Here is a 20,700-nt window from a genome sequence, read left to right on the forward strand (position 1 = left end):
CGGCGGCGCCGGAGCTCGGAGCGCGACTCAGGCCGTGGGCGGTGCCGCGCCGTCCCCGCCGGGCTGCTGCGCGCCGACCAGCCCGTCGTTGAAGGGCAGAGAGGGCGCGATCGCGGGGAACACCCAGCCGAACAGCACGGCGATGAGCGCCGCCAGCAGTACGACGGTGAGCAGGATCCTCGCCCACAGCGGTCCGGGCAGGTGACGGAACAACCAGCCGTACATCAGCTCTCCTCCTCAGTCGTCGCGGGCACGCCGCCGGGGACTGCTCCACTGCCGGGCACTGCCCCACCGTCGGGCGCTGCACCGCGGTCGGACGCCCCGATGCCGGATGCTCCAGCGTCGGACGCTCCGCCGTCGGCTCCCCCCGCCGCGGTCGCGAGGGCCTCGGGGATCCCGTCGGCCCGGTCGGTCCAGTACGCGAACTCGGCGTGGACGATGTACCGCTCCCGTGCGGAGTACATCGGGTGGCAGGCGGTCAGCGTGAGCATCTGCTGTGTGGGCTCGACCCCGGGCTGTCCGGGGGCTGGCGCGATCACCTCGGTGTCCTGTGGCTGCACGATCAGCGACTCGGTCACCTCGTACACGTAGAAGGCGTCGGCCGTCTCGACGACGATGGCGTTCCCGGGCTCGAGCCGGGCGATGTCCTCGAAGACTCGGCCGTAGGTGTTGCGGTGGCCGGCCACCGAGAAGTTGCCCACCTCGCCCGGTAGGGCGGTCTCCGGATAGTGCCCGGCGCCCTTGACGTTCAGCACCTGCTCGAGGCTCACGCCCTCGGCGAGCGGGAAGGCCGGACGGTCGAAGGCGGGCACGTGCATCTTGCCCCAGACCATGGTGTCGGCGGGCGTCTCGGGCACCGGTGGGGGGCCGTCCTGCCGGGGCGCGATCTGCTCGGAGTCGACCTCGCCCCACTCCTGCTCGAGACCGTCGATGATGCCGGCCTGCTCGCGATCGGCGACCACGTCCGTCCACCACAGCTGCCAGACCAGGAACAGCAGCAGCAGCACACCGACCGTGAGCAGGAGCTCGCCGACGACGCCCACGAGGCCTCCGCCGCGGCGTCGTCGGTGGGAGGGGGTCATCGGATCACCTGCGCGTCGACGGTGAGGGAGCCCTGGAAGGCGGGCAGGGTGGTGGTCTCGAGGTCCTCGACCTTCTCTCCCAGGCCCACATGCTCCACCCACTCGCGGTACACCTGGACGCCGGGGGCCTGCTCGAGCGTGGTGGTCATCTCGTCCACCGGGCCGATCACGGTGATCACGAAGGGCGGCGAATACACCCGGCCCTCGAGCAGGAGCGTGTTGCCGGCGCAGCGGAAGGCGCTGCCGTTGATCACCCGCTGGTCCTGCAGCATCATCGCCTCGGCCCCGCCTGCCCAGAGGGCGTTGATGTAGGACTCGAGATCCTGCTGATGGACCACGAGGTCGTTGGGTTCGGTGCCGGGGATCGCGCCCAGCGCGCCGCTCGGGGCGTCCGTGAGGGTGATCTGGAGCCCCGGGCCGCTGACTTCGCTGAGGCCGACGGCATCAGCCATCTGCGCTGTGCGCTCGACGGTCTCCGCGCCGGCGCTGCGGCCGCGCAGCTGTTCGACCTCGGCCCGCTTCTCGGATGTCTCCTGCGTGAGCTGCTCGATATCGCGGCCACGCTCCTGGAGCACCCCGACCACGTCGCTGCTCTCGTCACGGATGGACCCGCCGCCGGAGAGTCGGGCGGTGGTGGCGAACAGCACCCCGCACAGCACCATCACCACTGCCACGCCGACGCGGCCACGAGAGCCGCCCACGGGGCGCGCGGAGGGTCGCTCGGACGGCTGCTCAGGGGGCTGCCCGGAGGGTCGCTCAGAGGGTTGCTCGGAGGGTTGCTCAGAAGCCGGGTTCACACCCTCTGCATCCATCGCCCCTCCTCACTTCGCACCCTCGCTCGACGAGCATTACCCTAGGCCAAGGTCCGCACCTGTGGACCGGCGCGGCACGCCCGCGATCATCGCCGCCTCGAGGGAGCACCGTCACATGGCCAGGAGCAGGAAGAAGTCGTCCGCTCGGACGACATCGAACGCGAAGGCCGAGGCCGCGTCGACGTCACCCGCGATCACCGCGGAGGATCTCGCGGCAACCAGCGCCGACGACGCGACCGAGACGAGCGCGACGGGCTCTGCGACCAAGGACACCACGGCGAAGGGCGCTTCGTCGAGCGGCTCGCCCGCTCAGGGCTCGACGGCGACGAAGGACTCCAAGACGTCCGCGGCGAAAAATGCGAAGGACGCGGCACCCGCACGTCGCTCTGCGAAGGATCCGGTCTCGAAGGGAGCGAAGCGCTCCGGCGGCAAGGACCCGGTCAAGGCCAAGGGCGGCGAGGTCACTGAGAAGGCCAAGGACTCCACCCGTGCCACGTCGGTGAAGAAGGCCGCTGCTGCGGAGAGCTCGCGCACCACCGGTCGCCGGGTCGCCGTGGCGACGCAGAACCCCGCCTGGCTCGCTCCCACCGCTGTGGTGTTCTTGATCCTGGGCCTGCTCTACCTGGTCACCTATTACATCTCCTCAGGTCAGCTCCCCCTGCCGATCGGCGACTGGAACCTCGCGGTGGGCTTCGGCGTGCTGATGGTGGGCGGCGGCATGCTGATGTTCTGGAAGTAGTCACCGGATGACCAGCGCGATGGGGAGTTCTCCCCACCGCGCAGACGCCCCTGCCCGGGTACCCTGAGCGCAACGTGCACAGCCACCGACGCCGTGCGCGGTTCCAGCGAACCACCCGATGGGGGCCCCATGTCCAGCAGCATCTCGATACGGCGCAAGATCGTCGCCGTCCTCCTCCTGCCATTCCTCATGGTGCTCGCCGGGTGCGGGAAGTTCCACGCAGACTTCGACATCCAGGACGTCGACACGATCAACGTCAACTACGACTTCGCGATGGATGAGGAGTTCGCCGAGGGCCTCTACAGCTCCGCCGACGAGTTCTGCACGACTTTCGAGGACAGATACACCGTGGCCGGGGAGACGGCGCCCAGCGCCGAGCCCTACGAGGAGAACGGTCAGCTCGGGTGCCGCATCACGGGCACCATGACCAGTGAGAACTTCGGGGGCGGCTTCTCCCTCACTGAGGCCGACGGCGAGTACCACCTGGTGATCGATGGCAGCGAGAGCGTGGGGCAGGACCTGAACTCCCCCGAGATGGAGGGCTTCGAGATCGACTTCCGGATGACCTTCACCTTCCCCGGCAAGATCCTTGAGTCTCAGGGTGGCCAGGTCGACGGCAACTCCGTGACCTTCACCGATCTGAACGAGCTGGCGGCGGGGATCGACATCCGCGCCGACGCCAGCGGGTTCCCCTGGGTGATCGTCGTGATCGTGGTGCTCGTGCTCGGGTTCTTCCTCCTGCTGCTGCTGGCGGCGATCGCCTTCTTCGTGATCCGTGCGCGCAGGAACAAGGGCGGCGGCTCCGGCGGCTCCGGCATGCCCGTCGGCTACGGAGCAGCCCCCTCGGGCGCAGCGGCCGGCACCATGCCCCCTGCGGCGCCGCAAGGCGGTCAGCAGTGGGGGCAGCAGCCGGGTGGCCAGCAGGGCGGTCAGCCTGACGGCCAGCAGTGGGGCCAAGCATCCCCGCCGCCCGCACCGCCGCAGCCCGGCGGTCAGCAGGGCGGTCAGCAGGGCGGCCAGCAGTGGGGCCAAGCATCCCCTCCGCCCGCACCGCCGCAGCCCGGCGGTCAGCAGGGCGGTCAGCAGTGGGGCCAAGCATCCCCTCCGCCGGCTCCGCGGCAGGGTGGTCAGCAGGGCGGTCAGCAGTGGGGCCAGCAGCCCGGTAAGGGGCAGCAGCCTCCGCAGAATCCGAGCTGGTGAGCTCTCGCCGGTGAGCGGTCCGGAGGCCGTGTGAGCAGGGTCATGGCCTCCGGATTGGCGCCGATCTGCAGGGCGCGCTAGAGTTTGTCAGGTCGGTTTGGTCCGACAAGCGCCCGTAGCTTAACGGATAGAGCATCTGACTACGGATCAGAAGGTTGGGGGTTCGAATCCCTCCGGGCGCACCGCAGAACGAAGCCCCTCATGGCACCGAAAGGTGTGGTGAGGGGCTTCTTCGTGAGGCTCGTGCACTCGGCGCTGTCAGGAGTCGCTGTCAGGAGTCGGTCGCCGCTGGCGCGTGGGTCTGCAGCGACTCCCTGTCGATCCGGCCCAGCCCCCACTCCCCCAGCGCGCCGAGCGCGGCGTTGAGGTCACGACCGTCATCGGTCAGCGAGTACTCGACGCGGGGTGGGACCTCCGCGTACACCTCGCGGTGGAGCAGCCCGTCCTCCTCCATCTCCCGCAGATGCTGGGTCAGCATCTTCTCGCTCACCCCGGCCAGTCCGCGACGCAGTTGAGCGAACCTTCGCACCTCGTGGGCGTCCAGCTCCCACAGGATCAGGCCCTTCCGTTTGCCGCTGACCACGTCCATCGCCGCATCGATGCCGCAGATGTACGGTCCACGACGTGGCCTCCTCGATGACGCTGCAGGCATGAGCACCCTCTCCACGACACGTACCGATGAGTGAGTACCCCAGTAAATAGTGGGTACTTCCCGAAGTCCAGGGCGCTCCGGAGCATGGGAGTCATGTCGACTCCTTCTCTCACCCTGCTCGACCTCGGCGCGATGGGCCACGCGCTGGCCACTACCGCACTCGATACCGGACACCCGCTCACCGTCTGGAACCGCACCCCGAGTCGCGCCGGGGCACTCACCCGACGAGGCGCCGTGGAGGCCGCCACCGTCGAAGAGGCACTGACCACCACGGACCTGACCGTTGTGTGCCTGTACGACCATGCCTCCGTCCACCACGTCCTCGACACCGCAGCAGCCGCCCTGACCGGCCGCACGCTGATCAACCTGACCACCACGACGCCGGAGGAGGCCCGCGAACCGCCACCTGGGCGGCCGCACACGGTGCGAGGTATCTGGACGGCGCCATCATGGCTGCTCCCTCCATGATCGGCTCCCCGGACTCCGTCATCCTCTACAGCGGCTCCTCTGACGCCTTCGAGGCACATCGGAGCATTCTGGAGTCCTGGGCCACCAGCACCTTTGAGGGCGCTGACGCAGGGCTCGCCTCCCTGTGGGACCTGGCCATGCTCTCGGGGATGTACTCCATGTTCGCCGGCTTCCTGCACGGCGTCGCCATGCTGCAATCGGCCTCGATCCCGGCGGGCACCTACGCCCGGCGCGCCGCGCCGTTCCTGGCGGCCATGACCGAGCTCCTGGGGCATTCCACCGAACATCTCGACGAGCGCGACTACAGCCGGCCTCTTCAGAGCCTGGAATGGACCACGACGCTGCTGGGCACGATCGAGCGAGCCAGCCTCGAACAGGGCATCGCCCCTGCCCCGACAGCGCTGGTGCAGCGACTCGTGCGCGACCAGATCGACGCCGGCCACGGCGAGGAGGACTTCGACAGGATCATCGAATCCCTGCGGTGAACGGCCTCGGGGGCCGATGGGCAGCGGGCGTCAACGATGCGCTGAACCCAGACACCTCCGGGCGCACTGTGAAAAGAGCCCCTCGCGGCACCGAAAGGTGCGGTGAGGGGCTTCTTCGTGTCCGCCGCGCACTCATGCTCGCCGCGCGCGGATCACCGGGCGGCGGTGGCCCGCCACTCCGCCGGAGGTCACTGCTCAGCAGCCCCTCAGTATCCGTGAGGGTCATCCCCTGCCGCCGCTCCGGTGACGTGCTCGGCGTGCGAGAGCGTCTCCGTGAGCAGCCGGCGCACATGAGAGTCCGAGGCGCGATAGAAGGCGAAGGTGCCCTCCTTGCGGCTCTGCACCAGGCCGGCCAGTCGCAGCTTGGACAGATGCTGACTCACCGCGGCGGGCGCCGCACCGATCGCCTCCGCGAGCGCGTTCACACTGCGCTCCTGCTGGAAGAGCGCCCAGAGGATCTTCACCCGGGTGGGGTCGGCGAGCATCCGGAAGGTGTCGGCGGCGACCTGGGCATGCTCGTCGTCAGGGACCAGATGGACGGGCGCGGGATGCATTCCGCCATCGTACGCAGATCTTGCTATCCGCATGTCTACGCAGATAGATTGATGTCGTGTCCCCACTCCCCGCACCTGATCACTCGCACGGCCCTCATCCCGCGCCGCAGCATGACCACCCGCACCCGCACCCGCACCCGCACCCGCACCCGCACCCGCACGATGATGGCCACGAGCACGGGCACGAGCACAGGCACGACCACGACCACGACCACGACCACGACCACGACCACGACCACGATGATGGCCACGGCCACGGGCACGGCGATGAACACGGCCACCACGACGGTGCCGGGATCTGGTCGCGCCTGCGCCACGCCCTGACCCCGCACAGCCACGATCACGGCGAGGCGATCCGCACCGCCGAGGAATCCAGCGCGATCGGCATCCGAGCGGCCTGGGTGAGCCTCGCCGGCATGGGGGCGACCGCACTGCTGCAGATCGCCATCGTCGCCCTCAGCGGCTCGGTTGCCCTGCTCGCCGACACCCTCCACAACCTCGGCCATCTCGCCACCACGATCCCGCTGATCATCGCGTTCCGCCTGGGACTGCGCGCCCCCACCCGTCGCTACAGCTACGGCTTCCGGCGCGCTGAGGACCTGGTGGGGCTCCTGATCGGAGCGGTGATCGCGCTGTCAGCGGGCCTGATCGTGTGGGAGTCAGTACGGGCGCTCACCTCCTCTCGGGATATGACCCATCTGGGGTGGGTGCTCGCCGCCGCCCTGATCGGTGCGGCCGGGAACGAGCTGGTCGCGAGATACCGGATCCGTGCCGGCCGGAAGATCGGGTCGGCCGCGCTCATCGCCGAGGGACAGCACGCACGCACTGATGCGCTCACCTCACTGGCAGTCGTGATCGGCGTGATCGGAGCCTGGCTGGGGCTCGCCTGGATCGACCCCATCATCGGCCTGGTCATCTCTGTGATGGTGGTGCTGGTGCTGATCAGCTCGATGCGCACCGTGATCCACCGCCTGATGGACGGCGTCGAGCCCGGCACCTTGGACCGGATCGAGGCAGCCGCCGCGGTCCCCGGCGTGCTCAATGTGCGCGACGCCCGGGCCCGCTGGATCGGGCATCGCCTCGAGGCGGAGGTCACCGTGGAGGTCGACCCGACCCTCAGCGTCGGCCGCTCACGGCTGCTCGCGGACGCGATCGAGCGGCAGCTGCACCAGGCGCTGCCCCACCTGGACCGTGCCGGGGTGCGGGTCACGGCGGGCGTCGGTCAGTCGGGTGCCGATCAGTCGCGCACCGATCATCCGGATGCCGATCAGTCGGGCACGGGGCAGTCGGGCACGGGGCAGTCGGGCACGGGGCAGTCGGGCACAGGGCGGCCGACGAGGCACTGACCGGGCAGCCGCCCGTCACGGCCGTTCAGAGGACCAGGTCGTCCCAGACGAACGTGGTCGTCTCCCCGGTCTCCCAGTCGCGTCGCAGGATGCTGTAGGCGACCGAGGCGAGCGGCGTCCCGCCATCCACCGGCCAGCCCTCCCGGTAGTGCGCCTCCTTGACCCAGCCGCCGCGGTGGAAGGTCTTGCGCATCGCGATGTTGTCCTCGCGGGTCTGCCCCTCGAAGCGATTCACGCTCGGCATGGTGCGGAAGACGTGGTCGGCCACGGCGCGCAGGATCTGGAGGCCGAGGCCGCGTCCGCGGAACGGGGTGTCCAGGCGGAGGTCGAACAGCGGGTCTTCGTCGCTCAGATCCTCCAGGCGCAGGAAGCCGATGCGTCCCAGCTCTCCGTGATCGATCCAGAACGAGTCGTTGTCCTCATCCCGGTAGGCGCCTTTGCTGATCAGGCCCTCGATATCGGCGGCCCGCGGGCGGGTGCGCACATGGAACGGGAACTCGTTCCGCGTCATGAAATCGACGAGGGCGTCATGATCTGCGCCGACGGGGTCCAGACGCGCGAAGGTGATGCTCATGCGCTGAGCACCTCGCGCACGGAGGTCCAGGACTGCATCAGCTCCCGGGCCGCGGGATCCGTCTCCGCCGTGATCGCCTCGACGCGCGCCTGTTCGAGCAGCACGTCGATCTCGACTCGCTGTCCGCTCTCCACGGAGGCCACCGCGGCCTCGACCATCGCGAAGCTCAGCAGGTTCTCGCGCACCTCGCACATCGGGGTGCGACCCTCGCGCAGGGCGCTGACGAACTCCACGAGCGACGCTGCGATCTGGTCCGGCTCCGGGGCGTCCTCCGCTGCGACCTCCGCCTGCAGGCGGGCGGTGGTCTCCTCGTCCTCGGTGCCCAGCACCGGAGCTCCGGTGCCGTCCCAGGTGGCGGAGCCGTGCTGGGCGGCGATCCGCCACTCGCTGTTCCACCAGGTCGGCAGGCCCCGGGCGTTCCAGGTGCCGTGATAGGCGAAGAGGGATCCATCGGTCATCTCGAAGGTCGCGCTCACCGTCGCGTCGTGCGAGTAGACGCTCCAGTCGGGCCGGGCACCGCGCGCCGTGACCGCCACCGGATCGGCACCGGTGATGTAGCGGGCCGTGTCGAAGGCGTGGATGCCCATGTCCCGCAGCAGCGGATGGTGCTGGGTGCGTCGGAACCCGTCGTGCTCGACGAACAGCGAGAAGAACGCGCTGGTCATCACCGTCGGCCCATGAGCAGCGACGAAGCTGCGCAGCTGCCGCACCTGGCGGAAGAACCGCCGGGACTGGGAGACCATGAACGGCACCCCGGTCAGCTCGGTGTGCGCGACCAGGCTCAGCGCCTCGGAGAGGGTCTCGGTGACGGGCTTCTCGCCGAGGACCGGGATCCCGGCGTGCAGCGCCTTCACGGTCACCGGGTGGTGCGCGAGCGGCACGGTCGGGTTCACCAGCAGGTCGGCACCGACCTCGAGGGCGAGGTCGACGCCGTCGGCCCCGGTGGCGACGCTCGCGGGGTCGGCGACCCCGGACTGCTCGATCACCCGCTGCGGCGCGCCCTCGACCAGATCGGCGACGCCCACCAGCTCGGCGACCCCGCTGGCGACGATCTCCCGCGCCCACCAGCTGCCCATCCCGCCGGCGCCGACGACCACCACGCGGGCGGGACGGTCCGCAGGCAGGAGTGGGAAGCCGGTGCGCTCGACGGCGGGCGCCGGGGCGCCGGAGGTGTCGGTCAGCGTGCGGGCGGAGCGCTCAGATGACACGCGGGACCTCACCGCCGCGGAACCAGTCGCGCGGGGCGTTCGCGATCTTCACCGGTGCCGCCTCGCGCTCCTCGGGGCGGGCCCAGACCACGGCGTTGGCGAGCACGCGCTGGATCTCTGCCTGGTGGTAGACCGGATACTCCTGGTCGCCGGGGCTGAAGTAGAAGACCTTCCCCTTGCCGCGGCGGAAGGCGGCACCGGAGCGGAACACCTCTCCCCCGGCGAAGGAGGAGACGAAGACCAGCTCGTCGGGGGCGGGGATGTCGAACATCTCGCCGTACATCTCCTGCGCGGGGATGACGATCGGATGGGGGACGCCGCGGGCGATCGGGTGGGAGCCGTTGACGGTCCACACCCGTTCCTCCTCCCCCTCGTTGCGCCACAGCAGGTTGCAGGTGGTGCCCATCAGCGCCTTGAACGGCTTGGAGTAGTGAGCGGAGTGCAACGGGATCAGGCCCATGCCCTCGTGGACGCGGCGCACCACCCGCTCGGAGATCTCGTCAGGCACATCCTCGTGCGCCATGTGGCCCCACCAGGTGAGCACGTCGGTCTCGGCGAGCGCCTCCTCGGAGAGGGACTCCTCGATGTCATCGAGCAGGGCGATCCGCACCTCGGCCTCGATCCCGTCGGCCGCGAGCAGGGAGCGCAGAGCCTCCGCGATCACGGTGTGCATCCCGTCGGGATAGATCTCCTGCACCGTGGGGTCGACCTTCTCGTGCCGGTTCTCACCGAAGACGGCGATGCGCAGTGCCATGGGGTTCTTCATCCTGTCGCTGAGGGTTCGTGGGCCGTCTCGGAAGACGCTGGAACCATCGTAGAGGCGCGCCCGCACCGCCCGGGACCCGCTGCGGAGGAACCGTGTCTCTGCGCCTGCGGAGGCCTGGTCGGCCCGCTGGCCTCGGGAACCGTGACCGGGATGTGATCTGTTTCTCATCCGGGACGGCTATGGTCGAACACAGGCTCCTTCAATGGCGAAGGGGCCTGCACTTCTCGGGGCAGCCAGACCTGCCCCGAGGCCGTCACAGGGGCACTGTGCCCCGGACATGCCGGGCCGATGCCTCCTTCGGGACTCAGCACCATCGGCCCGGCGCGCCACCGGCGCGGCGCACTGTCAGTCCGACGCACCCTCGCCCCGGCCCACCCTCAGCCCGGCGCCGACCGACGGGCCGGTCAGAACTTGCGCACCTGCACGAGCCGTCCGTCGGCCCCGAGCTGCTGCTCGAGAGCGGTCAGCGTCTCCAGGTGCACGCGGGAGGCGCGGGCCCGCCCGGAGGCTCCGCCGAGCGCACGGCCGGCGGACTCGCCCCACACGTATCGGATCTCGGTGACGCCGGGGCCCTCTCGCAGCTCGATCGGTGCGGTGAGGTGGAACTTCCGACCGGCGAAAGCGCCGAGGAGCACGCTGCGGCGTCGGCTGCCCCGCTCGTAGTCGATGCGACCGGGACTGCGCTCCTGAGCGCTCCAGCCGCGCCCGAGGAAGAACTGGTCGAGGGCAGTGCGTGCCGAGCGCACGTCGCCGCGCACCGTGAGCGCCGCTCCGCCGGGGAACTGCACGGTCATGATCGGCTCTTCTCCCTGGCGGGCACGTCACTGGCAGGCATGCCTCTCGCGGGCCCGAGCAGTCGCAGCTCGGCATTGCCGAGATGCGACTGCTCGCGGTGGTCATGGGGATCTGCCCCGGCTGCGAGCGTGAGCGCGATCTGCAGCACGTCGCCGTGGGCGACCAGCACCACCGGCGCGTCGGGGGTGAGCTCGTCAGCCTCGCGCAGCACCGCGAGCACGCGCGCAGCGACCGCCGCGACCTGCTCGACCCCGTCCTGATGGGTGCCGCGATCGCGATCGATGCCCCACACCTGCTCATAGGCGTCGGCTGGACCCTCGTCGTGATCGCCGAAGCTGCGCTCACGCAGGCGCTGATCGATCCGCGGCGCGGCGGCGCCGAGACCGGCGGCGAACTCCTCAGCCGTCTGGAGAGCGCGTGCGAAGTCGCTCGAGATCACCAGCGTCTCCGGTCCCAGGCCCCGCGCGGCGCCGTCCCGGGCGGCCTCGCGGGCCTGGGCACGACCGCGCGCGGTCAGCCCCACCTCGGTGAGCGCGCGCGGCCCGGGGACCGACACGATCAAGCCCTCCACGTTCGCGGTGGACTCACCGTGGCGGAGCACCCAGAGCTGGTTCATCAGCGCTCCCGTCAGGGGGTGGTGACCTTGCCGGGGTTCAGGTTCCGGCCGGGGTCGTTGTCGGCGAACAGCCCCTTGACCATGCGCACCCCCACCTCACCGATGTCCTCGGTGATCCACGGCTGATGCTCGGTTCCCACCGCGTGGTGGTGCGAGACCGTCGAACCCAGATCCATGAAGGTCTGCTGCACGGCGCTCTTGGCGGCGTAGTACTGCTCGAGGGCCTGCTCGTCGGAGGAGTAGGGGAAGGCGAAGGTGAAGTAGAGGCAGGCCCCTGCGTGGTAGCTGTGCGACATGTGGCAGAACATGAAGCCCGGCAGGCCCTGCTCCTCCTGCACCGAGTAGAACGCCTCGTAGGCCTTCGCGTGGACCGCGTTGAGGTTCGACCAGGTCGCCCCGGTGTCGCAGACGTCCCCGAAGACCTGGTAGTTCATCAGGAAGTCACGCAGGTAGGGGGTGTCGAACTTCTTCTGGTCGTAGATCGCGCCGGGTCCCGCGCCGAGGGTGATGCCCCCGTTGCTCTACACGATCTTCTTGACGATCGACTTCTGCTGCTCCACCGCCGCCTTCGAGCCCTCGAAGCAGACGTAGGAGATCGACATCTCGTTCGTGGTGTCCCAGCCCTGGGAGCGGAGGTAGGCGAAGAGGCCGTCCTGCACCTTCGCGGCGACCTTCCCCTTCGTGGAGCTGGGCTCCTTGACCATGGAGAGGCTGAACTCGGTCTCGGGTCCGTCGGAGAGGCGGGTGAAGGTGGGCTTCACGTCGGTCGAGCGGGCGATCGCGTGCATGCCGCGGATGCCGTGCTCCCAGTCGGGGTACATGTAGGCGATGACCTGGCGCACCGGGGCCAGGCGGTGGACCTGGACGGTGGCTTCGGTGATGACGCCGAGGCGGCCCTCGCTGCCCAGGATCATCTCGTGCACGCTGGGGCCCGAGTCCCGGCCGGGGATCGGCTTGGTCACCGCGACGCCGTCGGGGTGGACCATGCGCAGGCCGCGCACGATGTCCTCGATGTCCCCGTACTTGTCGGACTGCATGCCCGAGGAGCGGGTCGCGGCCCAGCCGCCGAGCGTCGAATAGGCGAAGGAGTCGGGGAAGTGGCCGACGGTCCACCCCTCGGCGTTCAGCTGCTCCTCCAGGTCCGGGCCGTAGGCACCGGCCTCCACCCGGGCCAGGCCCGCGGTGTCGTCGATCTCGAGCACCTCGCGCATCCGGCCGAGGTTCAGGGAGATCACGGGGCGCTGCTCGGAGATGTCCGGCGTGACGGAGCCGGAGATGCTGGACCCGCCGCCGTAGGGGATCAGCACCAGGTCCTGCTCCAGCACGACCTTCAGCAGCGCGGCCACCTCCTCCTCGGAGGCGGGGTAGACGACCGCGTCGACCAGACGGGCGAAGTCGCCGGCCCGCACGCGGAACAGGTCCGGCAGGGAGCGGCCGAAGGAATGCACGACCCGGACCTCGTCGTCCTCGAGCACGCTCTCCTCGCCGACCACGCTGGTCAGCAGTGAGCGCACGGGCGCGGGCAGCCGGCTCGCGGGCACCTCGAAGTCCGACAGGACAGGCGTGACGGGGGTGCTCTTGGCAGCCAGGTCCACCCCGATCTTGTTCTTCGCCAGCGGGGCGAAGGCGGGCTTGTTGTCGTAGCGGAAGGTGACATCGCTCAGACCCCAGCCCCACCACTTATGCCGCTTGACCTCGCGTGCGCTCAGCCGGTCGCTCATGCGGATTCCTCCTCGTCCCGGACAGCGCTGCCCAGAACCTCGTCGTGATGCTCGTCGTACAGGTCCTTGACCCGGGCCCGGATCCGGGCGGAGAAATCCACCGCGGATTCGTCCTCGTGGGAGATCATCGGCTCACCGAAGACCACGGCGACCGGGGGGCGGCCCGGCTTCGGCCAGCTGCGCCCCTTGGGCATCGCCTCGTGGGCTCCGATGATTGCGGCGGGGACGACGGGCACGCCGACCCCGATCGCGAGTGCGGCGGCGCCGGGCTTGAAGTCGGCCATCTTCCCGTCCAGCTGGCGGGTCCCCTCGGGGAACACCAGGATCGGCACGCCCGCGCGGAGCAGCTTGCGGGAGGTGCCGGAGTGCTTGCGGGAGCCGCCGCGATCGATCGGGAAGGCGTTGAAGATGATCCGCACGAAGAGCCGGCGGTACCAGACGTTGAAGAAGTAGTCCGCCGCGACTCCGGTGGACAGGAAGCGTGCCTGCGCCCAGGGCAGGCCGCGCGCCAGCATCGGGGCGTCGATGTGGCTGGAATGGTTCGCGACCAGCACGAACGGACCGCGCACGGTCTTCACCCGGCGGTGGACCACCTTCGAGGTGGTGAGGTTCGAGCCGACCACCGCGCCGAAGAACCCGCGCTGCGCCACGAAGCGCAGTGCGGCCCGTGCCTGCGAGCGGTACTTGGCCAGATCGCCCTGGGGCCTCTCCCAGCCCTCCCCCCGGGAGCGCGCGGACAGCGACTTCAGCGTCCGCCTCCCGCGCACCTTCGAGGAGACGGGTTCCGCAGTGGCTGCAGCGCGGCGGGTCTCGTCGGCGGACAGCGAGCCTTCACCGGGGCCCGTGACCTCGGCGGCAGCCGCGCCGTCGCCTGGGGGTGTCCCGTCGGCCGGAGGTGTGCCGTCGGCCGGGTCGGTGGGTTGCGGGGTGTCCTCAGAGGTCACGCGATCACTTCTCCCGCTTCCGGCGATGGCTGAGCAGGGCGCTCAGCCGGGCCACCAGACCGCGCGGAGTCATGCGCAGCACCGCCGCGATCCCCTTCCAGCGCTTCGAGGGGATCGAGACGGGCTTCCCGCGGGAGACGTCCCGCAGGCAGTCCTCGACCAGGCGGTCGGCCTCGAGCCAGAGCACACCGGGGATCGAGGAGCCCTTGATCCCGGCGCGGGTATGGAACTCCGTGCGCACCCAGCCCGGCATCAGCGCCGTGACCTGTACGCCGGTGCCGATGAGCTGGACGCCGAGGGATTCCGAGTAGTTGCCCACCCACGCCTTGATGGCGGAGTAGTTGTTCTGGGTGACCAGTGCGGAGACGGAACCGACGTTGATGATCCAGCCCCGACCCCGGGCGCTCATCCCCCGCCCGGCGGCGCCGCCCAGCTTGAGCACCGCTCGGATCATCACCTCGAAGCCGAGGTCGTGCTGCGAGAGGTCCTCATCGAGCAGCGAAGCCCTCACCGAGAACCCGGCGTTGTTGACGAAGACGTCCACGGGATCGGCGGACGCTTCGAGGCGGTCGGCGACGCGCTGCTGGGCGTCGCGGTCGGAGAGGTCGGCGACCATCGTCTCGACCTCGACGCCGTACTCGCGACGGAACTGCGCGGCGGCCTCTTCCAGGCGCTCAGGGTTCCGCGCGACCAGCACAAGAGCTGTCCCCCGGCCCGCGAACGCTCTGGCGAACGCGGCCCCGATGCCTGCAGTGCCGCCGGTGATCAGGGCCCTATGCATGGCGGCTACGATACACTAGCGAGGCCCTGACCAGCGCGGAGAAGCTCCCTGGTGGGAGCACCGCAGGGCTCCCGCGCGCGACCCGTGTGGCCCCGGAACCCGCGCCCCGCCGTACCCGTCCACAGAGGATCCCATGACCCACACCACCGCCCCCGCCGTTCAGACCGCTTCCGGCGGCACCACCAGCGGAGGGCGTCGGATCCTGTTGACCGGAGTCACCGGCTTCCTGGGCCAGGCAGTGCTCCGCTCGCTGCTGGAGACCACGCCGGACACCCATGTCACCGCCGTCGTGCGCCCCAAGGGCTCCGTCACCGGGCGCAAGCGGCTCGAGCAGCTGCTGCGCAAGCCTGTCTTCTCCTCCTGGGCCGAGCTGCTGAGCGCTGAGGGCACCGACGAAGCACCGGTCGACGGCAAGGCACAGCTGAAGGAGATCTTCGACGCTCGCGTGAGCGTGCTCGAGGGTGACCTCACCGATATGCCCGCGATCACGGAGCCCTTCGACACCGTGATCCACTCGGCCTCCTCGGTCTCCTTCGACCCGCCGATCGACGACGCCTTCCGCACCAACGTCGGCGGTGCCCGGAACCTGTACGAGGCGCTGCTGGCCTCGGGCCAGGACCCGCACGTCATCCATGTCTCCACCGCCTACGTCGGCGGCATCGCGAAGGGTCTGCGCCAGGAGGGCTCCCTCCAGGCCGACGTCGACTGGCGCGCCGAGTACGAGGCCGCGATGCAGGCCCGCGCCCGGGTCGATGCGGAGTCCCGCCGCCCCGAGACGCTGCGCTCCCAGATCAATGCCGCCAAGGGCCGTCACGGCCGGATGGGCCCCTCGGCAGTCGCCGCAGCCTCCGAGGAATCGCGCCGCGAATGGGTCGACGAGCGCCTGATCGACTTCGGCCGCACCCGCGCCCAGTCCGTGGGCTGGACCGACATCTACACCTTCACCAAGGCGATGGCCGAGCAGGTCGCCGAGGAGCTGTGGGCCGGCAACGGGCACCGCGTTTCCTTCGTGCGCCCCTCCATCATCGAATCCGCGATGAAGAAGCCCTATCCGGGCTGGATCGACGGCTACAAGGTCGCCGACCCGCTGATCATGGCCTACGGCCGCGGCGTGCTGCAGGAGTTCCCGGGCCTGGCCGATTCGATCCTCGACGTCATCCCCGTGGACCACGTCGTCAACGTGATCGTCGCGCTCGCCACCCAGGACGTCTCCCGCCGCGGCGACGACGCCTACTTCCAGGTGGTCTCCGGCGCGTCGAACCCGCTGCCCTTCCACGAGATGGTCACCGCGGTGCGCGAGTACTTCGTGAAGTACCCGCTCGAGGATGACAAGGGCCGTCCGATCCCGGTGCCCGAATGGTCCTTCCCCGCCGTCGAGATGGTCGAGCAGCGGTTCCGTGCCAAGGAGCTCTCCGCGAAGCTCGGCTCCGCCGCGGTCGCCTACCTCCCGGCCACCAAGCGCACCCGGGAATGGACCGCCAGCCTGCACAAGGCCACCTCGGGCCTGACCATGCTGCGCAAGTACATCGAGCTGTACCGGCACTACACGAAGACCGAGATGGTCTTCGACGACGCCAACACTCGGGCGCTGCGCGAGGAGCTGCCGGCCGCCTTCCTCGAGACCCATGACTTCGACATCAAGGGCCTGGTCTGGAAGGACTACTTCCAGCAGCAGCACCTGCCCGCGGTCACGGACCTCACCAAGGCCTACTCCCGGGCGAAGTCCGCCCAGAAGAAGCGGGCCTCCCGCCCCGTCCCCGAGCTGAAGCGCTCCGAGAACACGCTGGCCGTGTTCGACCTCGACGGCACTGTGCTCTCCACCAACATCGTCCAGCAGTACTTCGCCGTGGTCCGCGCCACCAAGCCGCGCCGCACCTGGCCGGCGGAGATCGGCGGCCTGCTGGCCGCTGTCCCCGGCTACCTGCGTGCCGACAAGCGCGACCGCTCAGAGCTGATCCGCCTGGTCAACCGCCGTTACAAGGGGTACCGCAGTGCAGATCTGCGCACCCTGATGCAGGGCGAGGCCGGGCGCCGGATCCGGGCCTCGATCCTCCCCGAGGCACTCGAGACCATCGAGCGCCACCGCGCCGCCGGGCACCGCACGGTGCTGGTCTCCGGCGCGCTGGACGTGCTGGTCGAGCCGCTCGCCGATCTGTTCGACGAGGTCATCGCCACTCACATGGACGAAGACACCTCCGGGGTGATGACCGGCTACCTGGCCACTCCCCCGCTGGTCGATGAGGCCCGCGCGAACTGGCTGCGCAAGTACGCCGACCTGCACGGCGCGGACCTGTCCACCTCCTACGGCTACGGAGACTCCCACGCCGACGCCGCCTGGCTCGAGCTGGTGGGCACCCCCGCCGCAGTCGCCCCGGACCTCGGCCTCTACGCGGTTGCGAAGAAGAAGCGCTGGCAGATCCTGGAGTGGTGACCCGCTGAGGGCAGCCGGCCGCCGGGCTGGCTGCCGTTCGGGCTGGCTGCCGGGGTGGCTGCCGTTCGGGCCAGCTCCCGCGCAGGCCAGCTCCCGCACCGGCCAGCTCCCGCACGGGCCGCCTCCTATACCGGCCCCGCGTGGGTCACCGGTACGGGCCACCAGTACTTTGTCTGTGGTGAGGGTTGAACGGCTCTACACCGTTCAAACCTCACCACAGACCGTTTTCTGGTGGAACCTGTCGTGCTCTGCCCGGCGCAAGCGGCCTTTCCGTCCGCGACGGTTCCTCCCCACCTCCACGTTGTCCACAGCGATGACGGTCTCGCCCCGTTGCGCCCCGTCGTTGCCGAGACTCGGGACATGTACGGACCGAGTCGACTGATCCTGCCGGCGAGCGCAGGGCCTCCCTTCCGCCCGAACCGTCGGCGTCGAGGACACCTTGCACCTCACCGCGAGGCAGCTCGGCATTGCTCGGCATTGCTCGGCGCAGCGAACTTGTCGTCTTCGGCCTCACTCCGTGGACGATGCGAGCCGCTCTCGAGCGAGGCGAGCTGCAGCGCGTGGCCCGAGGCTGGATCGCGCGGCCCTCCGCCTCCCCTGACGTGATCCGCGCGCTCATCGCCGGGTTTCGTCTCACCTGCGTGGATGCTGCCCGGCTGCATGGGCTGTGGACACCGGATGACACTCCAGCCGAGGAACACCTGCTTCACGTCTACCGCTATGGCGATGAGCGTGCCGTCCCCGACGGCATGATCACTCATCTCCCCCGCGTCAGATCTTGGCCAGAGCAGGATGCGGTCGCCTCCGTGTCTCTCACCCTCGAGCATGCGCTCCGCTGCTGCAGCGGGGAGACCGCCGCGGTACTTCTCGAGTCCGCGATGGAGCGCCGGCTCTTGTCCCCTGCGGCCGTGCAGCAACTGCTCGACGATGCCCCTGACGCAGTCCGCTCACGGATCGGAACTCTGTCCGCCGCCAGCGACTCGGGATCGGAGACGAGGGTGGCGCGCTGGCTGCGTCGGCGGCACTTCCAGGTCGAACAGCAGGTGTTCGTGGACGGGGTCGGGCTGCTGGATGCCTACGTCGGCGGTCTCTTCCTGGAGATCGACGGCCGGGAGTTCCACGACGGCGAGGATGCCTTCAGCCGGGACCGGCGCCGAGATCTGCGGGCGATTCGACACGGGCTGCAGGTGCTCCGGCTGAGCTACGCGCAGGTGTGGCACGACTGGGAGAGAACCCAGCAGGACATCCTCCGAGCCATCGATGAGGTCGGTGCCTTCGGCCGACGCAAGGTCGAGCAGCTGGCGCTGCGCTGAGCGCGGCACCAGCACGTCAGGCACCACCAGCACGTCAGTTGCCACCAGTAAGCCAGGCAGCCCCAGCACATCACCCGCCACCAGAACTCTGTCCCTGGCGAGGCCCGAACGGCTGTAGGGCGTTGAAGAACTCGTGAGAGACAGATTGGTGGTGGCACCGGGCTGTGGGTGCCGCTGGTGTCAGGCGGAAGGACGGAATGGCGGGTGGCGAGTGGCGATGGGGACCTCTGACTGGGCAGCTCTGCACGGGTACTCCTCCCCATGGCGCGAATCGTGTAACCTTCCTAGGCTCGACGCATCGTCACAGGCCAGGGACCGCAACACCGGTCCCGCGCCGAGGACCGGGGCCGCGCGACCGTGCAGCTCCTCAACGCAGGGGAACGGCCTTCGCCGTACCCCGGCCCGCAGAAGGAGGACTCCATGTCCCGCACGATCATTGCCCGCGGCGCCGCTCTGGCCGCCGCCACCATGCTGGCCCTGACCGCCTGCGGCGGTACGGACGAAGCTCCCGCCGAGGAGCAGCCCGCCGCGGTCACCGAGCAGGAGGCGGAGCCGGAAGACGCCGACGCCGAGGAGTCCGCAGACACCGAGGACACCGCCGACACTCAGGACGCCGAGGACACCGAGGAGGCCGCGGACGATGATGACGCAGCCGGTGATGACGCCGCGGGCGCCGAGGCTGGCACCGTGGTGGAGATCGGCACCGAGTTCACCGACGAGGAGACCGGCGATGTGATCACCATCGTCTCCGCGGTGCGCGGCAACGACACCGAGTACTACATGGCCAGCGATAACCCTGACGGCGAGATGATCTACCTCGAGGTGAAGGTGACCGCCGGCGACCAGTTCGGCGGAGTCATCAGCCAGCAGGACTTCTTCCTCGACGACGGCGGTGAAGAGGTCAACTACGCCAGCACCGCGGACGACGAGCTGACCGCGGCCGGGTTCACGTACTTCGAGGGCACCCCGCGCAGCGACGGTGAGGGCACCGGCTATATCCCGATCTATGTCGAGACCACCGGGGACACCCTCAAGGGCGCCTACGTTCGGCCGGAGATGAAGATCCTCGGCGAGGACGAGACCGTCCCCGAGTTCCGCGGCGAGTTCGAGATCCCCGCTGCCTGATCCCGGTGGGCTGACCATCGCCGGCTGACTCCGGTAGCCGGTAGCCGGTAGCCGGTAGCCGGTAGCCGGTAGCCGGTAGCCGGTAGCCGGTAGCCGGTAGCCGGTAGCCGGTAGCCGACCATTGCAGTGCAGGGTGCCCCATGCGTGGGGCACCCTGCACTGCGTTCAGGGCCGACCCATGCGCTCAGGCCGCCATCAGAAGAGCGCCACCAGAACTTGGTCTCTCGTGAGGGTTGAACGACTGTGGCGCGTTCAAGACCTCGTCAGAGACAGAAAAGTGGTGGCCCATAAGGTAAGACGGGCCAAGGACCGGCTCAGAGCACCGAGGCGAGGAAGCCCTGCAGCCGTTCGGACTCGGGGTGGTCGATGACCTGCTCAGGGGTGCCTCGCTCGAGGATGCGGCCCTCGTCCATGAACACCACCTGGTCGGCGACCTCGCGGGCGAAGCCCATCTCGTGGGTCACCACGACCATGGTCATCCCGTCGGCCGCGAGATCCTTGAGGACGGTGAGCACCTCGGAGACCAGCTCCGGGTCCAGGGCGCTGGTGGGCTCGTCGAAGAGCATCAGCTCGGGGTCCATTGCCAGCGCGCGGGCGATCGCGACGCGCTGCTGCTGACCGCCGGAGAGCTCGGAGGGGTAGTGGTCCGCGCGGTCGGCGAGGCCCACGCGCTCCAGCAGTGCCCGCGCCTTCTGCTCGGCGACGGCCTTGGGGAGGCCGCGCACCTGCCTCGGCGCCTCCATCACGTTGCCGAGCGCCGTAAGGTGCGGGAACAGGTGGAAGCGCTGGAAGACCATGCCGATGCGGGAGCGCTGGGCGGCGATCTGGGCGGAGGTGAGCTTCTGCCAGCGGCCGTCGGGCAGCGGGTCGGGGGCGTAGCCCTGCACCACGTCGTCGATCAGGACCCGCCCGGCGGTGGGCTCCTCGAGCTGGTTGATGCAGCGCAGCAGGGTGGACTTGCCGGAGCCGGAGGGCCCCACCAGCACGGCCACCTCGCCGGAGCGCACCGTGAGGTCGCAGTCCTTCAGCACGTGCAGGTCACCGAAGGATTTGTGGACGCCCTCGACCTGGATCACGGTGCGGGGCGC

22 protein-coding genes, 1 tRNA gene and 1 pseudogene are annotated in these 20,700 nt (G+C 69.6%); 9 read left to right on the plus strand and 15 right to left on the minus strand.

Annotation, left to right across the window (positions count from 1 at the left end; all coding sequences use genetic code 11):
• Positions 1-27 precede the first annotated feature (27 nt).
• Genes ACT3SQ_RS03715 through ACT3SQ_RS03725 form a run of 3 tightly spaced genes read right to left on the minus strand, consistent with a single transcriptional unit; the run spans position 28 to position 1,783 of the window.
• Positions 28-225 carry a hypothetical protein gene (locus ACT3SQ_RS03715; RefSeq protein WP_441444979.1) on the minus strand — a complete coding sequence of 66 codons (198 nt, stop codon included), beginning with the start codon at positions 223-225 and terminating at the stop codon, positions 28-30.
• Positions 225-1,082 (minus strand): class E sortase, encoded by an 858-nt coding sequence (locus ACT3SQ_RS03720; protein ID WP_444600835.1) that lies wholly within the window; start codon positions 1,080-1,082, stop codon positions 225-227. Before ACT3SQ_RS03720 ends, ACT3SQ_RS03715 begins: the two co-directional genes overlap by 1 nt.
• Positions 1,079-1,783: a DUF881 domain-containing protein gene (locus ACT3SQ_RS03725; RefSeq protein WP_444592421.1), complete on the minus strand. Its 705-nt coding sequence runs from the start codon at positions 1,781-1,783 to the stop codon at positions 1,079-1,081. Before ACT3SQ_RS03725 ends, ACT3SQ_RS03720 begins: the two co-directional genes overlap by 4 nt.
• 226 nt (positions 1,784-2,009) lie before the next feature.
• Here ACT3SQ_RS03725 and ACT3SQ_RS03730 point away from each other — a divergent pair, with 226 nt between their 5' ends.
• The 3 genes from ACT3SQ_RS03730 (at position 2,010) to ACT3SQ_RS03740 (ending at position 4,015) form a co-directional block, all read left to right on the plus strand.
• The gene (locus ACT3SQ_RS03730) at positions 2,010-2,633 is read left to right on the plus strand and encodes a cell division protein CrgA (RefSeq protein ID WP_444502345.1); all 624 of its coding nucleotides are present in this window, start codon (positions 2,010-2,012) and stop codon (positions 2,631-2,633) included.
• A gap of 129 nt (positions 2,634-2,762) precedes the next feature.
• Positions 2,763-3,833, plus strand: a complete 1,071-nt coding sequence (locus tag ACT3SQ_RS03735) for an LppM family (lipo)protein (RefSeq protein WP_441444983.1) — start codon at positions 2,763-2,765, stop codon at positions 3,831-3,833.
• Positions 3,834-3,942: 109 nt separating this feature from the next.
• Positions 3,943-4,015: transfer RNA gene (locus tag ACT3SQ_RS03740), tRNA-Arg, on the plus strand.
• 89 nt (positions 4,016-4,104) lie between these two features.
• On the opposite strand, the gene ACT3SQ_RS03745 is transcribed toward ACT3SQ_RS03740, so the two are convergent.
• A complete protein-coding gene (locus ACT3SQ_RS03745; protein ID WP_441444984.1) occupies positions 4,105-4,485 on the minus strand; it encodes a winged helix-turn-helix transcriptional regulator in 381 nt (126 codons plus the stop codon).
• Between the two features lie 93 nt (positions 4,486-4,578).
• On the opposite strand from ACT3SQ_RS03745, the gene ACT3SQ_RS03750 reads away from it, so the two are divergent.
• Both ACT3SQ_RS03750 and ACT3SQ_RS03755 read left to right on the plus strand, forming a co-directional pair.
• Positions 4,579-4,953, plus strand: coding sequence for an NAD(P)-binding domain-containing protein (locus tag ACT3SQ_RS03750; RefSeq protein ID WP_441444985.1), 375 nt, complete (start codon positions 4,579-4,581; stop codon positions 4,951-4,953).
• Positions 4,935-5,438, plus strand: a complete 504-nt coding sequence (locus ACT3SQ_RS03755; RefSeq protein ID WP_441444986.1) for an imine reductase family protein — start codon at positions 4,935-4,937, stop codon at positions 5,436-5,438. Before ACT3SQ_RS03750 ends, ACT3SQ_RS03755 begins: the two co-directional genes overlap by 19 nt.
• A 206-nt stretch (positions 5,439-5,644) precedes the next feature.
• Here the strand turns inward: ACT3SQ_RS03755 and ACT3SQ_RS03760 are convergent, their stop codons facing one another.
• Both ACT3SQ_RS03760 and ACT3SQ_RS03765 read right to left on the minus strand, forming a co-directional pair.
• Positions 5,645-5,992 (minus strand): ArsR/SmtB family transcription factor, encoded by a 348-nt coding sequence (locus ACT3SQ_RS03760; protein ID WP_441444987.1) that lies wholly within the window; start codon positions 5,990-5,992, stop codon positions 5,645-5,647.
• 35 nt (positions 5,993-6,027) lie between these two features.
• The gene (locus ACT3SQ_RS03765) at positions 6,028-6,309 is read right to left on the minus strand and encodes a hypothetical protein (RefSeq protein WP_444600838.1); all 282 of its coding nucleotides are present in this window, start codon (positions 6,307-6,309) and stop codon (positions 6,028-6,030) included.
• An 84-nt stretch (positions 6,310-6,393) separates the two neighbouring features.
• Here ACT3SQ_RS03765 and ACT3SQ_RS03770 point away from each other — a divergent pair, with 84 nt between their 5' ends.
• Positions 6,394-7,338 carry a cation diffusion facilitator family transporter gene (locus ACT3SQ_RS03770; RefSeq protein ID WP_441445021.1) on the plus strand — a complete coding sequence of 315 codons (945 nt, stop codon included), beginning with the start codon at positions 6,394-6,396 and terminating at the stop codon, positions 7,336-7,338.
• A gap of 25 nt (positions 7,339-7,363) precedes the next feature.
• On the opposite strand, the gene ACT3SQ_RS03775 is transcribed toward ACT3SQ_RS03770, so the two are convergent.
• The 8 genes and pseudogenes from ACT3SQ_RS03775 to ACT3SQ_RS03810 form a co-directional block, all read right to left on the minus strand.
• Positions 7,364-7,912 (minus strand): GNAT family N-acetyltransferase, encoded by a 549-nt coding sequence (locus ACT3SQ_RS03775; protein ID WP_441444988.1) that lies wholly within the window; start codon positions 7,910-7,912, stop codon positions 7,364-7,366.
• On the minus strand, positions 7,909-9,120 hold the full coding sequence (locus ACT3SQ_RS03780) for a Gfo/Idh/MocA family protein (RefSeq protein ID WP_441444989.1): 1,212 nt from the start codon (positions 9,118-9,120) through the stop codon (positions 7,909-7,911). The genes ACT3SQ_RS03775 and ACT3SQ_RS03780 overlap by 4 nt, the downstream gene beginning before the upstream one ends.
• Positions 9,110-9,874, minus strand: a complete 765-nt coding sequence (locus ACT3SQ_RS03785) for a ThuA domain-containing protein (RefSeq protein WP_441445022.1) — start codon at positions 9,872-9,874, stop codon at positions 9,110-9,112. Before ACT3SQ_RS03785 ends, ACT3SQ_RS03780 begins: the two co-directional genes overlap by 11 nt.
• Positions 9,875-10,290: 416 nt before the next feature.
• Positions 10,291-10,680, minus strand: coding sequence for a hypothetical protein (locus ACT3SQ_RS03790; protein WP_441444990.1), 390 nt, complete (start codon positions 10,678-10,680; stop codon positions 10,291-10,293).
• Positions 10,677-11,297: a histidine phosphatase family protein gene (locus ACT3SQ_RS03795; RefSeq protein WP_441444991.1), complete on the minus strand. Its 621-nt coding sequence runs from the start codon at positions 11,295-11,297 to the stop codon at positions 10,677-10,679. The genes ACT3SQ_RS03790 and ACT3SQ_RS03795 overlap by 4 nt, the downstream gene beginning before the upstream one ends.
• Before the next feature lie 11 nt (positions 11,298-11,308).
• Positions 11,309-13,018 (minus strand): annotated as a pseudogene (locus ACT3SQ_RS03800) (FAD-binding oxidoreductase).
• Positions 13,015-13,962, minus strand: a complete 948-nt coding sequence (locus tag ACT3SQ_RS03805) for a 1-acyl-sn-glycerol-3-phosphate acyltransferase (protein ID WP_441444993.1) — start codon at positions 13,960-13,962, stop codon at positions 13,015-13,017. The pseudogene ACT3SQ_RS03800 and the gene ACT3SQ_RS03805 overlap by 4 nt, the downstream one beginning before the upstream one ends.
• A gap of 4 nt (positions 13,963-13,966) precedes the next feature.
• The gene (locus tag ACT3SQ_RS03810; RefSeq protein WP_345076374.1) at positions 13,967-14,743 is read right to left on the minus strand and encodes an SDR family NAD(P)-dependent oxidoreductase; all 777 of its coding nucleotides are present in this window, start codon (positions 14,741-14,743) and stop codon (positions 13,967-13,969) included.
• Between the two features lie 133 nt (positions 14,744-14,876).
• Here ACT3SQ_RS03810 and ACT3SQ_RS03815 point away from each other — a divergent pair, with 133 nt between their 5' ends.
• The 3 genes from ACT3SQ_RS03815 (at position 14,877) to ACT3SQ_RS03825 (ending at position 19,612) form a co-directional block, all read left to right on the plus strand.
• Positions 14,877-17,174, plus strand: a complete 2,298-nt coding sequence (locus ACT3SQ_RS03815; protein WP_441444994.1) for an HAD-IB family hydrolase — start codon at positions 14,877-14,879, stop codon at positions 17,172-17,174.
• Positions 17,175-17,698: 524 nt separating this feature from the next.
• A complete protein-coding gene (locus tag ACT3SQ_RS03820) occupies positions 17,699-18,487 on the plus strand; it encodes an endonuclease domain-containing protein (RefSeq protein WP_444502348.1) in 789 nt (262 codons plus the stop codon).
• Positions 18,488-18,907: 420 nt separating this feature from the next.
• Positions 18,908-19,612 (plus strand): hypothetical protein, encoded by a 705-nt coding sequence (locus ACT3SQ_RS03825; RefSeq protein WP_441444996.1) that lies wholly within the window; start codon positions 18,908-18,910, stop codon positions 19,610-19,612.
• 314 nt (positions 19,613-19,926) lie between these two features.
• On the opposite strand, the gene ACT3SQ_RS03830 is transcribed toward ACT3SQ_RS03825, so the two are convergent.
• Positions 19,927-20,688 (minus strand): amino acid ABC transporter ATP-binding protein, encoded by a 762-nt coding sequence (locus tag ACT3SQ_RS03830; protein ID WP_444600837.1) that lies wholly within the window; start codon positions 20,686-20,688, stop codon positions 19,927-19,929.
• Between the last annotated feature and the right edge of the window lie 12 nt (positions 20,689-20,700).

Source organism: Brachybacterium sp. AOP42-C2-15 (genome assembly GCF_052377065.1).
Lineage (GTDB): Bacteria > Actinomycetota > Actinomycetes > Actinomycetales > Dermabacteraceae > Brachybacterium.

Bases quoted from the DNA above. Each gene is read 5' to 3' on its own strand.
- ACT3SQ_RS03820 (WP_444502348.1), top strand. From the start codon at position 17,699: ATGCGAGCCGCTCTCGAGCGAGGCGAGCTGCAGCGCGTGGCCCGAGGC.
- ACT3SQ_RS03760 (WP_441444987.1), bottom strand. From the start codon at position 5,992: ATGCATCCCGCGCCCGTCCATCTGGTCCCTGACGACGAGCATGCCCAG.
- ACT3SQ_RS03775 (WP_441444988.1), bottom strand. From the start codon at position 7,912: ATGAGCATCACCTTCGCGCGTCTGGACCCCGTCGGCGCAGATCATGAC.
- ACT3SQ_RS03720 (WP_444600835.1), bottom strand. From the start codon at position 1,082: ATGACCCCCTCCCACCGACGACGCCGCGGCGGAGGCCTCGTGGGCGTC.
- ACT3SQ_RS03785 (WP_441445022.1), bottom strand. From the start codon at position 9,874: ATGGCACTGCGCATCGCCGTCTTCGGTGAGAACCGGCACGAGAAGGTC.
- ACT3SQ_RS03735 (WP_441444983.1), top strand. From the start codon at position 2,763: ATGTCCAGCAGCATCTCGATACGGCGCAAGATCGTCGCCGTCCTCCTC.
- ACT3SQ_RS03825 (WP_441444996.1), top strand. From the start codon at position 18,908: ATGTCCCGCACGATCATTGCCCGCGGCGCCGCTCTGGCCGCCGCCACC.
- ACT3SQ_RS03790 (WP_441444990.1), bottom strand. From the start codon at position 10,680: ATGACCGTGCAGTTCCCCGGCGGAGCGGCGCTCACGGTGCGCGGCGAC.
- ACT3SQ_RS03815 (WP_441444994.1), top strand. From the start codon at position 14,877: ATGACCCACACCACCGCCCCCGCCGTTCAGACCGCTTCCGGCGGCACC.
- ACT3SQ_RS03730 (WP_444502345.1), top strand. From the start codon at position 2,010: ATGGCCAGGAGCAGGAAGAAGTCGTCCGCTCGGACGACATCGAACGCG.
- ACT3SQ_RS03745 (WP_441444984.1), bottom strand. From the start codon at position 4,485: ATGCCTGCAGCGTCATCGAGGAGGCCACGTCGTGGACCGTACATCTGC.
- ACT3SQ_RS03795 (WP_441444991.1), bottom strand. From the start codon at position 11,297: ATGAACCAGCTCTGGGTGCTCCGCCACGGTGAGTCCACCGCGAACGTG.
- ACT3SQ_RS03755 (WP_441444986.1), top strand. From the start codon at position 4,935: ATGGCTGCTCCCTCCATGATCGGCTCCCCGGACTCCGTCATCCTCTAC.
- ACT3SQ_RS03810 (WP_345076374.1), bottom strand. From the start codon at position 14,743: ATGCATAGGGCCCTGATCACCGGCGGCACTGCAGGCATCGGGGCCGCG.
- ACT3SQ_RS03715 (WP_441444979.1), bottom strand. From the start codon at position 225: ATGTACGGCTGGTTGTTCCGTCACCTGCCCGGACCGCTGTGGGCGAGG.
- ACT3SQ_RS03750 (WP_441444985.1), top strand. From the start codon at position 4,579: ATGTCGACTCCTTCTCTCACCCTGCTCGACCTCGGCGCGATGGGCCAC.